This is a genomic window from Leptospirillum ferrooxidans C2-3, assembly GCF_000284315.1.
In the GTDB taxonomy this organism is placed as follows: Bacteria; Nitrospirota; Leptospirillia; order Leptospirillales; family Leptospirillaceae; genus Leptospirillum; species Leptospirillum ferrooxidans.
This window is the reverse complement of the sequence record NC_017094.1, coordinates 2,141,451-2,153,998: the sequence shown is the minus strand read 5'-3', so window position 1 is coordinate 2,153,998 and position 12,548 is coordinate 2,141,451. Positions and strand designations below refer to the sequence as shown.

Here is a 12,548-nt window from a genome sequence, read left to right as displayed (position 1 = left end):
TGAAATAGGCAAAATTTGCCGATAGCCTTCCCGTGCTTCCTCCAATCCTTGAATCCGTCCAAATCCGGGCGCGTATTTTCTCTTGCCAGGCCTGATCTTTTTCTACGGGAAAACGGATTTGGCATATATATTGCTTTTGTCTCACCGGAATGTTTTTGGAATCGGAGAGGAGGTCAGGATGAGGCAGGGAGAGTTTGCACTTGTATCCGGAGCACAGGGACAAGAACAGTTGATGGAAGTTCTCACCAACAATCTGGCCAATGTGGATACACCCGGGTTCAAGAAAGACCGGGTGACATTTCAGACTTATATGCCCCACAAGGAGCTTCTGGTCAAAAAGCCGGAGACCCAGCCGGGAACGAATCTCACTCCCTGGGGAGAGTTTCCGGATCCATGGGGAATGGCCGGTCAGGATGTCCCCCATTCGGGGGTTGACCGGATCCATGTCCGCTATAGCCAGGGGATGATCCGCCAGACCGGCAATCCTCTCGACATGGCCATTAACGGCGACGGTTTTTTTCATGTCTCGACCCCAAAGGGAGACTTCCTGACCCGAAATGGCCGCTTCACGATGGATGAGACCGGTGGGCTTGTGACCCATGAGGGATATCAGGTCCTTGACCAAAAGGGTGAGCCGGTCAAACTTCCCGTTGGTGGCAAGGATCTGACCATCCGTGTTCGCGCTGACGGATCTCTCTTCAAGGGAAATCAGTTTGTCGCGAAACTTGGAATCTATACGCCGAGGGACGGGGTGCAAAGCCTCTCAAAAATAGGGGAGGGTCTTTTTCAATCGGGAAAAATCGATCCTGTTGCCAAGCCCAGGGTCATGGATGGTGGATATGAAACCTCGAATGTGAACGGAACCGCCGAAATGGTCCGGATGATCCAGGCGATGAGGGCTTTCCAGACACATGTTCAGGTGATGAAAGCCATGAACGAGCTGACAAACCGGACGGTTAACGATATTTCGATCATTGCCTGACAGATTTTCAATCACCCACCGCGATTCCGGATCCTGACGATCCGGTTTCTTGGAAGGAGCCCTTTCGATGTTCAGCGCACTTTGGAACGCAGCCTCCGGAATGGAAGCCCAGCAGACCAATCTTGATGTCATCACCAATAACATGGCAAACGTCAATACCACAGCATACAAGCGCCAGCGGGCGAATTTTCAGGATCTGATGTATCAGACGATGGTCCCTCCTGGCGAGTCCCAGAGCCTTCTCGGAAATCAAAGTCCAACGGGTCTCCAGGTGGGTCTCGGAGTTCGCGCAGGGTCTGTGCAAAAGATTTTTCTCCAGGGCTCCTTCCGGCAAACAGGCTCCCCTCTGGATGTGGCGATCCAGGGGAACGGATTTCTACAGGTCCGCCTCCCTGACGGAAGAATCGCCTACACAAGGGATGGAACCCTGAATATCGACGGGAAAGGCCGGCTCGTGAACTCTGACGGGCAGCTTGTGGACCCGCCCGTCAGCATTCCGCCAAATGCCAAAACGGTCACGATTTCCGGTGACGGGGAAATCACCGTCAACCTTCCAGGCCAGATTCGTCCAACAAGAATCGGCCAGCTGGTTTTGGCCCAGTTCATAAACCCCGCTGGTCTTGAGTCAAGGGGAAACAACCTTTACATGGAAACGCAGGCCTCCGGCGCTCCACAGTTGTCAAACCCCGGAGTGAATGGGGCAGGCCATCTTTTGCCGGGATTTCTGGAGGCGTCGAACGTCAATGTCGCCGAAGAGCTTGTCAATATGGTGATTGGCCAGAGGGCATACCAGATGGATGCCACCGGTATCCGTACGGTCAACCAGATGCTGGGATATACGGCGTCTCTGTGAGTGGACGGAGGAGTGGGATGAAGAGCCAAGACGCTTTTTGCGGAATCGTTGCAGGAATCCTGCCGGTGCTTTTCTTTTCCGGGATGGCCTGGGGACAGGATCCGCTGATCGCTCCGTCATCGCCCGGGATATTCTCGGTGAATCAGGATGTTCTGCTCCAGATGTCACGACAGGCCCTGCATCTTCCCTCCGGTCGACGGATGGTTCTCAAAAATCCCCCCAGAAGTTTTCAGGACTATGGAGACCCTCCCACAGGAGGTAGGGTCACGGTGGAGTCGATGGATTCGTCTACAGGTGTCATTCATATGGCGATGGAGGTCCAGAACGGGGCCATTATTTCCGAGGTCCTTTATTTTGACGCCTCGATCCCCAAGAACGTCTCCTCCAGGGAAATCCTGTCCACAGGAGGCGGTGAGATTGAAGAGAATCTTGTCCGTTCCGGGGATGAGGTGAGAATTTTGGCCAAGGGCTCAGGATTTGAAATCTCCCTGCCGGGAATCGCCCAAAACGATGGCGGAATGGGGGAGATGGTTACGGTGGTCAACTCCCGGTCAGGAGCCCGTCTTCGGGGAAAGGTTTCCGGTGCCGACCGCATTGTTGTGGAAATGGCGGATTTATCGGAAAAGACCGGAGGTATGGAAATGGATTCCGGGAATGAAGGGGAAAAGTTGCCATGAAGGCACTCTTTTCCCCAAATCAGTCTCGATCTGGTCTTCATCGGGAATCACGGACCTTTTCCGGGTTTTTAAGAGGGGGAATTTTTTTCCTCCTCTGGAGCTCTTTTCTTCTGGGACAGGGGTGTACCCCGGTGACAAAGACAACAAGGCCGGTTCTGGTCGATGCGGCTCCGCATCCCATGTCTCCTGTTGTGACGAGAGAGTTTTTTGACGGCCAGATACCTGATGAAGATGGATTTATGGACCTTGCCAGTGATCATCACGCTCTTTTGGCAGGGGATTTGCTACTGGTAAGCATTCCTCCGAAGAATAAGCTTCCGGGAATGGATCAGGACAAGGTGACAACTTTATCGGGGTTTGTGGTCAGGACACTGCCGGGAGGAAGACTTTTCATCATGGTGAGACAGACGATCAGGGAGAAAAGACAGGTTCTCAGGTATGTCATTACCGGTTGGGTGAACGAAACCGATCTCGGTCCCAAAAATACGGTCTCGATGGGTCAGATCTCGGACCTGAAATATCGTCTGGATACCCCTTCGCCGATCAAGGAAAGCTCATTTGAAAAACCGAAATCGGCCTCAAGACCGCTTCCAAAGGTGTCATCTCCACCACCGACCAAGCTGGTCAAAAAGACGACTGCCCCTGAAGCAGGAGCGGGAGGAGGGGCGAAATGAAGAATCTCCGGAATGTCCTTTCCTGGTTTTTGGGCATTTGTCTGATCATGACGGTTGTCATTTCACTGGCCTCTCCGGATCAGGTCCTGGCTTTGCGAATTGAGGATATTGCCCACGTTGAAGGTGTCACCGATAACCCGCTTGTCGGATACGGACTGATTGTTGGGCTTCGGGGAACGGGAGACACGAAGCTCTCTCCCTTTACCCGGCAGTCTCTGGTCTCGACCCTCTCAAGGCTTGGGGTCAACATGACCGAGCTCCAGTCCGGCATTCACGGCCACAATGTTGCGGCGGTTCTTCTGACGGCAAAACTGCCCCCCTTTACCCGTCTGGGCGGTCGTTTTACCGTCCGTGTCTCTTCCATAGGGGATGCCACGGATCTTTCGGGAGGGACGTTATTGATGTCGGCACTGAAGGGACCGGATGGAAAGATCTACGCAACCGCCCAGGGGGTGATCGAGACTGCGCCGGACAAGATCCGGAAAACGCCGGCGGCCGCAGGAGCCACTGCCGGGGGAGCAAAGAAGGGAAACAAGCCGCAGGCGACATCAGGACGCCTTTCCGATGGAGGCCTTGTGGTCCGCAATGTTCCGGTTGTTTATAACGGCCGCAAACACCTCTGGATCAATCTCGACAAGCCAAGCTTCCTGACGGCGAGCAGGGTGGTCCGGGGAATCAACGCGGATTTTGCAGGGTCGGTGGCCACAGCGGAGGATGCCGGAACGGTCGATGTACGGGTTCCGGATGGGGAGGAGGGGAATGTCGTGGCATTCATGGCCAGAATCCTCTCGATCGAAGTGACTCCCGATTCACGTCCACTCATTGTCATCAATCAGGAAACGGGAACGATCGTGATCGGGCGTGGTGTAAGGGTCTACCCCTGTGCGGTCTCCCAGAAGAACCTGTCGGTCAAGGTTGGCGGCAAGTCGTCAGGACGAAACGGGTTTTCCCGGGTTGAGAGGTCCGTGACATTGCGAAGCATTGTTCGGGCGTTAAACCAGCTGGGGACAGGGACCAGGGATATGATTGCCATTTTGCTTGCACTGAAGGAGGCCGGAGCCATGGATGCAACGATTCGGGTTATTGGATGAATTCCCTTGGGAATATTGGCGGAAAAAAAAACGGAGGGATGGTCCAGATCCGGGAGAAAGTGGATCCCGCTCGAGAAAAGGCCCTTCGGCAGGCTGCGACGCGCTTTGAATCCATCGTGATTGGAATGATGGTGAAGGAGATGTGGAAAACGGTTCCCAGGAGCGGGTTTCCGGACAGGGCTCCGGGGATGGGGATCGCTGAGGAAATGTACCAGCGTGAGCTTTCCAGGGATCTTGCCCGATCGGGGGGGCTCGGAGTTGCAAAAGAGATCATTTCCAATATGTCCGGATTGGCCGGAACGGGAAAGGCGATCGACGAAATGTCGGGACAGGATGAATCCCCTGTACCGGTGGATGCGGGAAAAGTCGGGGATTCATTCAACGTGGTGGCTTAGAACTCACGAACAGGGAGGTTGACGCATGAGCGGCATGGTTATCAATACCAATACAGCAAGTCTAGGAGCGCAGTTCAATCTGAACCAGACACAGGATCGCCTCAACAGCTCCATCAATCGGCTGTCCAGCGGATACAGGGTCAACACCCCTGCGGACGATCCCGCCGGATATGCGATCGGACAGGTCATGACAAGCTATATCAAGTCGATCCAGCAGGCGGTGAGGAATGCCAACGACGGGACCGGGCTGATCCAGACCGTTGGCGGTGCGCTTCTGACCGACAACGAGATCCTGATCAAGATGAGGTCCCTGGCAATTCAGGCGGCAAACGGAACCTACAGTCCGGACAACCTTTCGGTGATCCAGAACGAGTACCAGCATCTGATGAGTGAAATCAACCGGGTGGCCATGGTGACCAACTTCAATGGCAGGAAGGTTCTTGACGGCTCGATGAGTAACGGTCTGATCTTCCAGATCGACGCCGGAACGGATGACACGAACAGGCTTCTGGTCAAGATTCCCTCCATCAGTACCGATGCCATGGGTATTTACCAGAACAGTACCCTGATCATGTCTCTCGGAGCCACATCCCTCATGAGCTACTCCATGGCGATGTCCGCCATTTCCGCCATTGACGGTGCCCTTTCCGAGCTGAACACCATTCAGGGAACGCTGGGCGCTTTTCAGGACCGGATGACCTGGACCATCAGGAATCTGAATACGGAACTGGTGAATGTCGCTGCTTCGAAGAGCCAGATCAAGGATGTGAACTTTGCCAAGGAAACAGCCCGATTCGTGCGGGACCGCATTCTTCAGCAGTCCGGAACGGCGGTCCTGTCCCAGGCGAACCAGATTCCCCAGGCGGCACTGAAGCTTCTTCCCTAGGGATTTCGAAACGCTGGCAAAGCTATTGATCTCCTTGTCCACCTCCTCTAAAGTTTTTCTTAAACCTGACCGATTAGTCGTATGAGGTGGTTTATGAATAGGAGGGTTGTGAGATGAGCGAGGATTGGGGTTCGGTCGGCAACAAGGGACCTGCTCCAGGGGGGCAGGATGCGGCGCCCCTGAAGAAAAAGTCGGCCACAGAGGGGGTATCTTCTCCCAGAGAAGTGGATGGTTCAAAGTCCGGAATGTCCTCATCCGGCGAGACGGACATGGTCGTAATTTCCGGTCCGGCCCGTCAGGTTGCAAAGATTCGCGAGCAGATCGATCGCGAGCCTTCTGTCCGGATGGAAAAAGTCATTGAACTCAGAGCTCGTATCCATCGGGGCGAATACAATGTTCCCGCCAGGGACATTTTGCGGAAAATGGTGGAACAGGCCATCAGTGAAGCCAAAAATCGCGGAAAGCGATGATCCGTCGGGTCCTTTCCGGATCTTTCTCCGGAGTTCCCCGACAGATCAGGAAGGTGAGAAAACATGGACAGTCAGATTCCCCTATCCGAACGTCTTTCCTTTCTCATCCGGCAGGTCCGGGTGGTTGTCGACTGTCTTGTCCGCGAGCAGGAGTGTCTTGTCTCTCCGGATCTTTCGGAGCTTGAGGCTGTTGTTGAAAACAAGGTCTTTCAATCGGACCGCCTGTCAGAGATGCTTTCGGAGTGGGAAAACGTCCGTCATCTCCTTCGCCCGGATCTCCTGACAGGGGACGATCTCTCCGATCTTCACTCCTTGCGCCATGAACTTTCCCTTCTGTCCGAACTGGCATCTGTGAACATGATTCTGGCCCAGGAATCCGGTCAGCTTGTTTCCTCCCTTGTCCGGACGCTGACATCCGATCAGGGACAGTTCCATACCTATAACCCCTCGGGTGGACTGGGAGGTGTCTCATCTCCCGCCCCCACCCTTGTATCGACGAGGACCTGACATGTCCGGGATACTGGGAACCCTGAATATCGGCACCTCAGGAATTGAGGCCAATCAGGCCGGACTTTCAACGGCCGGAAATAATATCGCGAATGTCCATACTCCCGGATATACCCAGGAAGAGGTGGTCTTCGACCAGAATGTTCCGGGTGACGGATCTCCCGGCATGGTCGGAAACGGCGTGCGGGGTGAGTCTGTCCGGCGTGTGGTGAACCAGTTCCTGGACAATCAGATGATTCGGCAAAAGACCAAGCTGGGATTTTATGAGTCCAGTCGTATTTCCCTGGGAGAAATTGATTCCTTTTTTGCCAATGCCCAGTCCCAGGGTCTTGCCAAGCATCTGTCTTCTTACATGAGTTCGTGGGAAACGGTGGCGAACCATCCTCTTGACCGTGCCGCCCGTGCCTCCCTGATTTCCGGCGGAAAGACCATGGCCACGGACTTTCATGAAATGGCGGGACTCTATTCCCAGTCGAGGGACCGGCTTGGTCAGATGGTTCAGGAAGATGTCGCCAGGGTCAATGTCGACCTGGGGAAAATAGCTGCCCTGAATCGCCAGATCATCAAGGCGAAGTCCGGTGGAGAAAGTCCCAACACCCTGATCGACCAGAGGGCCGTTCTGGCGGCCAAAGTTTCAAAAGCCTTGAATGCCCATTTTTTCCAGGATCGGAAAGGGGCCATGACGCTTCACCTTGGTGGCCAGATTTCGGTATCGGATGTGGAGAACGGGACTCTTTCCTCCCGTATTGATCCTGTGACTGACTCCGTCCGGATCCTGATCGATCCTCCGGGCCATTCCGGCTCTGGACCGATCGATATCACCGACCGGATCAAGGGTGGGACCATCGGTGGATACCTGAATGTCAGGGATGTGAAAATCAAGGACCTTGAACAACATCTCGATATTCTTGCCCACTCCGTCATCAACCATGTGAATGCCGTCCATGCGTCGGGGTACGGACTTTCAGGGGCCACCGGGGTCAACTTCTTTCACCCGACAGTCACGGTCACCCAGGACGGTCAGGGGAGCGGCGTCACCGTCGTTGCCAATGCCGTCGAACCCAATCGCGCGGATCATCCGCTGACCGTTTCGGTCTCTGCCGGAAAAGTGACTGTGACCGACGGACGGACCGGCGCGGTTGTTGCAACGAGCCAGATTTCCGGCGGGGCGGGAACGCTCAAGGTCGATGGCTATTCCCTCCGGATTACGACCTCCGGAAAATCCCCGGGAGGAACATTTCATGTTTCCGGAGGAAATGACGTTGCCGGTGCGGCGTTGGGGATGGAGGTCGAGGTCAAGGATCCGGCCGATCTTGCAGCGGCCAGACATCCTGTTTCCCAAGGGAAAAATGCGGGAGACAACCGGAACGCCCATGATCTCTTTGGACTGTTGTCCGATCGGGTCCATTTTGCCGGAACCGACAGGACGGCCACGCTTCATGATTTCTACTCCCAGACAGTGGCACAGGTCGGCTCATGGTCTCGCGAGGCCAGAGACAATTACAAGGCCCAGATGGTGATTGAAAAAGGGTTGAAAAATCAGCGGATGTCCGTATCCGGTGTCTCCATCGCCGACGAATCGGCCCGGATCATCCAGTACGAGAAGGCCTATCAGGCCTCTGCAAGTCTTGTGCAGATGACGAACCGTCTTCTCGATACTCTCGTCCACCTGCCGAATCAGGCTTAGGAGTCCATGATGAAAAACTCAGGGGGAGAGAGAAGATGATTCGGGTGACCGGGCTTATGACCGGACGGGAAGTGGTCGACGCCCACGACCGCTCGATCGAGAACCTCTACGATGTCGATCGCCAGATCTCGTCCGGAAAGCGTTTTGAAAAGCCGGGAGATGCTCCGGAGCGTATGGGGGAATCGCTTCGTGTGAACCGGACTCTTGCGGTGGCGCGTCAGGTTGTGGAAAATGCTCGGGAGGGGGTCGTCAAGCTTCAGTTGATGGAAAGCATCCTCGATCAGGTGGGAAGTCTTGTGATCCATGCCAAGGCGATGGCCGTCAGGATGTCGAACGATACGATGGTTCCAGAAAATCGCAGGGTTGAAGCCCAGGAGATGCTCCGGGTGCTCGAGCAGATCGTCTCCCTTGCCAATACGAAGTCCGGGGAGCAGTATCTTTTCTCGGGGACAAACGTGACGGTCGAACCGTTTGTGTTTCCGGATCCCAAAAATCACCCGGCTTCTGTGGCCTATCAGGGAAACGATTCCCGTTCCTACGTCCAGCAGGGATTTACATCGAGTGTTCGGGAGGCAGGTCTTATGAGGGTTTCCGAGGTCGGCTCCCGGATGCTTGGGGACAGTGTTTCCGATCCCGGAGGAACAAGCCTTTTGCCGGTCATGAGGAGATTTATCAACGCGCTTCAATCAAACGACACGCAGGGGATCCGTTCCTCCATCGATTCCCTTGAAAATGCCAGCCACCAGATTACGGAAAAAGCCGCCGTTCTTGGAACACGGGAGCGATCCCTCAGGCGGACACTTCATCGTCTCGAGCGATATCAGATCAGCCTGAAGACGCTGAAAAGCGAAAATGAGGATGTGGATATCGCAAAGGCAGTCTCGGAACTCTCCCTGAACCAGAACCTTCTGGCGGTCTCCACAAAGGCCTCCAGAAACATCATTCAAAATACCCAAAACGCCCTGTTTTCCTGACAGATTACAGGCTGGAGGTGAAAGATTTTAATCCTGACGCGCAAGGTCGGTGAGGGGATCACGATTGGCGATGGCATCCGCATCGTTGTGATCGAGGTCAAGGGTGGAAGCGTGAGACTTGGGGTGGAAGCCCCGACGGAGATGTCCGTCCACAGGGATGAGGTCTTTGACCGGATCATGGAGGAGAACCGAAAGGCGGCGACAACAACGCCCGATCAGATGAAGCTTCTGAACAGCCGCTACGCAAAAAAACAGAAAGGGTCGGGAGATAATCCCCCAAAAAGCCCGGGGGAGGGAGGAAAATGACAATCGAAACAACCCGATTCGGGACCATCCCGCTCGATCCGGAAAGGGTCCTTACGTTTCCCGAGGGCGTTCTCGGATTTCCCGGACTGACGAGATATCTTCTTCTGGAAACAGGCGAGAACAGCCTCTTTTACTGGCTCCAGAGCGTGGAAGAACCTTCCCTGGCCTTTGTTGTGATGGACCCCTCCGAGCTGGTTCCGGATTACGCTTCCCGCGTATTGGCCGTTATGCCCGACAAGGCGTTTTTGGGAAGCGATCTGAGCCTTATGGTGGTTGTGACAATACCGGGAGAGCATATGGAAGAAATGACCGCCAATCTGCAGGGCCCTCTGGTGGTTCTGACCGGGGACCGCACTGGGAAGCAGTTTGTTCTTTTTGACGATGACGGATGGCTCCGTTTCCCCCTGTTCAAGGGGGAACAGGAGAAAAGCGCCGGTGCATCCGGAGATTCCTAAAGTATTTTTCCTATCCTCCGAAGAGAGTCTGGAGGGGGTAGTCGCCCAAGTAATCGTCGGGGCGGAAGCACTCCGGGATAGACATCATCGTCAAGGACCGGGAAAGGAGATGAGGCGCCTGACAGATTGAAAAAACAAGGACGGTCCAAGGATTGGACCGTGAATACAACCAAGGAGGGCAGTCATGAGTGGAATGATCATCAATGACAACATTGCATCGATGAATGCGCAGTACAACCTGAACCGGACCCAGGAAGCCCTGGCCAAGCATATCAACCGGCTCTCTTCCGGATACCGGGTCAACTCCCCGGCGGATGATCCTGCCGGATATGCCATCAGCCAGAGAATGGGCGGACAGGTTCTTTCCTACAACGCCGCGATCAGGAATGCCAATGACGGTACCCATCTTCTCCAGACGGCGTCCGGTGCCCTGATGACCGACAATACGCTGCTTCTGAAGATGCGTCAGCTGGCCATCCAGGCAGCGAACGGCACCTATTCGGACAAGGATCTGAAGGTGTTGAATCAGGAATATCAACATTTGAATTCTGAAATTTCCCGTATCGCACGGGTCACCGACTTCAATGGAATGAAGATTCTCGATGGCAGCCATTCGGAATTCAAGTTCCACGTCGGTATCTACACATCGATCGATGATCGACTTTCGGTCAAGATGGGCAAGCTCGATGCCAGTTCCCTCGGCATCGGTTCCACAAAGATCCTGGATAGGAGCGATGCAAAGAATGCGATTGACCGTCTGGATTCGGCCCTTGAAAAAATCACTCAGGTGCAGGGTTCGATCGGCGCCATCCAGAATCGGATGGAATGGACAATCAAGAACCTGAACAACGCGACAACAAATGTGCAAGCATCGCGGGCGGGAATCAGGGACGTGAATTTCGCATCGGAAACAGCAGCTTTTACCAAGCGGCAAATTCTTTCCCAATCCGGCGCAGCGGTCCTGGCCCAAGCAAATCTGATTCCTCAGGCTGCGATCAAGCTGCTCCCTTAGCCAGAGCGCCGAAGCACAGATAGGGCCGGGATATAAGTCATAGGGGGCGACGGACCATTCGTTCGGCGCTTCAACAAAAGAACACCGTTGGGGGGAGGTTATCTGTGAGCGGGATTTCAGGAAGCATGGGGTCACTCCCAGGTGATCACCCCTCCCATCGGATGCGTATTTCCAACATGGCAGCCCTGTCCCAGAATCTGGACACCGATGCACTTGTCGAAGCGAACATGAAGGCTGCGGAGGTCCCTCTGGTCGAGCTTCAGCAGACCCAGGCCCAGCAGGCTCAATTGCAAGCGGTATGGAGATCCCTTCAGAAAAAGCTTGAGGGGTTTAAGAACACAGCGGAATCACTCCATCTCGAAGGCAATTTCAACGCATTCAAGGCACAAACTCCTCCCAACTCGGGATTTACCCTGACTCCGTCGGACAACGCCCACATCGGCCATCACGACATTTCGGTGGCCTCCCTTGCCCGGCCGGGAGTCGTGGTCTCTTCGGGGCTTGCCGATCCCGACAAGGCCTCCGTCCTGAACATCCCTCCCGATGGGGCGCTTTCCCATGGGATCATAACCTTTCTGATCGGGGACCATTTGATCGGCGGGAGCTATAAGACCATCCGCATCGACCAGTCTTCGGGATTTACCCTGAACGACCTTGCCAGTGCGATCAACAAGGCCAAGATCGGGGTTCATGCGATGGTCATGAGGACCGGCCAGCCGGGACGTCCCTACTCGCTTTCCCTGTCATCTTCCAAAAATGGTCTGAATTTCCGGGTTGCCGGTACCGAAGGGATCGGGATGACCTTCCACGTTGTCCAGAAAGCCAGCATGGCGCATCTGACGGTGGATGGTGTCCCCGTGGTGTCCTCTTCGAACGATGTCAAGGATGCCGTTCCGGGAACGGTGCTTCATCTTGTCTCTCCCACCTCGGGGAATGCTCCTGTGGGTGTCTCGATTGTCCACGACCGGAAGAAGATCACTTCGAATATCCAGTCCTTTGTCAAGAACTACAATGACCTGATCAACTTCATTTCGGAAAATTCCCGATATGACAAGGCGACCGGCCGAGGCGGCCCATTCTTGGGCAGTTTTACGGTCACGGACATCCGGAATCGTCTGGCGACGACCCTGACCAAGCCGATCACGGGGAATGGCCCGTACCATACCCTTTCCGATATTGGACTGGATTTTGGACAGGACGGCCGTTTGACCCTGAATCAGTCCACGCTGGATCGTGCCCTTGGAGGCGATTACAAGGGGGTTGTCGGAGTTCTTGCCGGTTCTGCCGGAAAAGATCGTACAGAAGGGGTTCTCCGTACTCTTCATTCCGATCTTGATGATTTGACCAATCCCGTCACCGGACCGGTCACGGGAGAGCTTTCAGCCCTCACCAACGAGGGGGAATCGACCGAAAAGGAAATAGAACATAAAAGCGAAAGCCTTTCCGATTTAAGGGACAGTCTCGAGGAAAAGTATTCCAATCTCCAGAGCCTGCTCGGTGGGCTGAACGCGAAGCAAAATTATGTCAGTCAACAGATTGCGAAGGGAACCCTGTAAAGCGGGTGTCCGGAAGAAGGAAC

Annotated in this window: 15 protein-coding genes; all 15 read left to right on the top strand. The window is 54.7% G+C overall.

The genetic code is table 11. The features are described from left to right. The first annotated feature begins 118 nt into the window (after positions 1-118). Positions 119-982, top strand: coding sequence for a flagellar hook-basal body protein (locus LFE_RS10815; protein ID WP_232502524.1), 864 nt, complete (start codon positions 119-121; stop codon positions 980-982). 67 nt (positions 983-1,049) lie between these two features. Continuing rightward, positions 1,050-1,835 (top strand): flagellar basal-body rod protein FlgG, encoded by a 786-nt coding sequence (gene flgG, locus LFE_RS10810; RefSeq protein ID WP_014450261.1) that lies wholly within the window; start codon positions 1,050-1,052, stop codon positions 1,833-1,835. 17 nt (positions 1,836-1,852) lie between these two features. Further along, positions 1,853-2,512 carry a flagella basal body P-ring formation protein FlgA gene (locus LFE_RS10805; RefSeq protein WP_014450260.1) on the top strand — a complete coding sequence of 220 codons (660 nt, stop codon included), beginning with the start codon at positions 1,853-1,855 and terminating at the stop codon, positions 2,510-2,512. Between the two features lie 131 nt (positions 2,513-2,643). Next, complete coding sequence (locus LFE_RS10800) at positions 2,644-3,186, top strand: flagellar basal body L-ring protein FlgH (RefSeq protein ID WP_158310272.1); 543 nt, start codon at positions 2,644-2,646, stop codon at positions 3,184-3,186. Then, positions 3,183-4,277 (top strand): flagellar basal body P-ring protein FlgI, encoded by a 1,095-nt coding sequence (locus LFE_RS10795; RefSeq protein ID WP_014450258.1) that lies wholly within the window; start codon positions 3,183-3,185, stop codon positions 4,275-4,277. Before LFE_RS10800 ends, LFE_RS10795 begins: the two co-directional genes overlap by 4 nt. Further along, on the top strand, positions 4,274-4,672 hold the full coding sequence (locus LFE_RS10790; protein WP_014450257.1) for a rod-binding protein: 399 nt from the start codon (positions 4,274-4,276) through the stop codon (positions 4,670-4,672). The genes LFE_RS10795 and LFE_RS10790 overlap by 4 nt, the downstream gene beginning before the upstream one ends. Before the next feature lie 25 nt (positions 4,673-4,697). Then, positions 4,698-5,558, top strand: coding sequence for a flagellin N-terminal helical domain-containing protein (locus LFE_RS10785; protein ID WP_014450256.1), 861 nt, complete (start codon positions 4,698-4,700; stop codon positions 5,556-5,558). A gap of 113 nt (positions 5,559-5,671) precedes the next feature. Continuing rightward, positions 5,672-6,028 carry a flagellar biosynthesis anti-sigma factor FlgM gene (gene flgM, locus LFE_RS13290; protein ID WP_014450255.1) on the top strand — a complete coding sequence of 119 codons (357 nt, stop codon included), beginning with the start codon at positions 5,672-5,674 and terminating at the stop codon, positions 6,026-6,028. Between the two features lie 63 nt (positions 6,029-6,091). Further along, the gene (locus tag LFE_RS10775; protein WP_014450254.1) at positions 6,092-6,535 is read left to right on the top strand and encodes a flagellar export chaperone FlgN; all 444 of its coding nucleotides are present in this window, start codon (positions 6,092-6,094) and stop codon (positions 6,533-6,535) included. Position 6,536: 1 nt separating this feature from the next. Then, on the top strand, positions 6,537-8,222 hold the full coding sequence (flgK, locus tag LFE_RS10770; RefSeq protein ID WP_014450253.1) for a flagellar hook-associated protein FlgK: 1,686 nt from the start codon (positions 6,537-6,539) through the stop codon (positions 8,220-8,222). 35 nt (positions 8,223-8,257) lie between these two features. Next, on the top strand, positions 8,258-9,196 hold the full coding sequence (locus LFE_RS10765; protein ID WP_014450252.1) for a flagellin N-terminal helical domain-containing protein: 939 nt from the start codon (positions 8,258-8,260) through the stop codon (positions 9,194-9,196). 24 nt (positions 9,197-9,220) lie between these two features. Beyond that, a complete protein-coding gene (gene csrA, locus LFE_RS14575; RefSeq protein WP_041774390.1) occupies positions 9,221-9,502 on the top strand; it encodes a carbon storage regulator CsrA in 282 nt (93 codons plus the stop codon). Continuing rightward, positions 9,499-9,957, top strand: a complete 459-nt coding sequence (gene fliW / locus LFE_RS10755; RefSeq protein WP_014450250.1) for a flagellar assembly protein FliW — start codon at positions 9,499-9,501, stop codon at positions 9,955-9,957. The genes csrA and fliW overlap by 4 nt, the downstream gene beginning before the upstream one ends. A 184-nt stretch (positions 9,958-10,141) precedes the next feature. Continuing rightward, positions 10,142-10,969 (top strand): flagellin N-terminal helical domain-containing protein, encoded by an 828-nt coding sequence (locus LFE_RS10750; RefSeq protein WP_014450249.1) that lies wholly within the window; start codon positions 10,142-10,144, stop codon positions 10,967-10,969. A 104-nt stretch (positions 10,970-11,073) separates the two neighbouring features. Beyond that, positions 11,074-12,525: a flagellar filament capping protein FliD gene (gene fliD / locus LFE_RS10745; protein ID WP_014450248.1), complete on the top strand. Its 1,452-nt coding sequence runs from the start codon at positions 11,074-11,076 to the stop codon at positions 12,523-12,525. The last annotated feature ends 23 nt before the right edge of the window (positions 12,526-12,548 follow it).

Coding starts and splice junctions, on each gene's coding strand:
- flgG (WP_014450261.1), top strand. CDS start 1,050: ATGTTCAGCGCACTTTGGAACGCAGCCTCCGGAATGGAAGCCCAGCAG.
- LFE_RS10805 (WP_014450260.1), top strand. CDS start 1,853: ATGAAGAGCCAAGACGCTTTTTGCGGAATCGTTGCAGGAATCCTGCCG.
- LFE_RS10795 (WP_014450258.1), top strand. CDS start 3,183: ATGAAGAATCTCCGGAATGTCCTTTCCTGGTTTTTGGGCATTTGTCTG.
- LFE_RS10790 (WP_014450257.1), top strand. CDS start 4,274: ATGAATTCCCTTGGGAATATTGGCGGAAAAAAAAACGGAGGGATGGTC.
- LFE_RS10785 (WP_014450256.1), top strand. CDS start 4,698: ATGAGCGGCATGGTTATCAATACCAATACAGCAAGTCTAGGAGCGCAG.
- flgM (WP_014450255.1), top strand. CDS start 5,672: ATGAGCGAGGATTGGGGTTCGGTCGGCAACAAGGGACCTGCTCCAGGG.
- LFE_RS10775 (WP_014450254.1), top strand. CDS start 6,092: ATGGACAGTCAGATTCCCCTATCCGAACGTCTTTCCTTTCTCATCCGG.
- flgK (WP_014450253.1), top strand. CDS start 6,537: ATGTCCGGGATACTGGGAACCCTGAATATCGGCACCTCAGGAATTGAG.
- LFE_RS10765 (WP_014450252.1), top strand. CDS start 8,258: ATGATTCGGGTGACCGGGCTTATGACCGGACGGGAAGTGGTCGACGCC.
- fliW (WP_014450250.1), top strand. CDS start 9,499: ATGACAATCGAAACAACCCGATTCGGGACCATCCCGCTCGATCCGGAA.
- LFE_RS10750 (WP_014450249.1), top strand. CDS start 10,142: ATGAGTGGAATGATCATCAATGACAACATTGCATCGATGAATGCGCAG.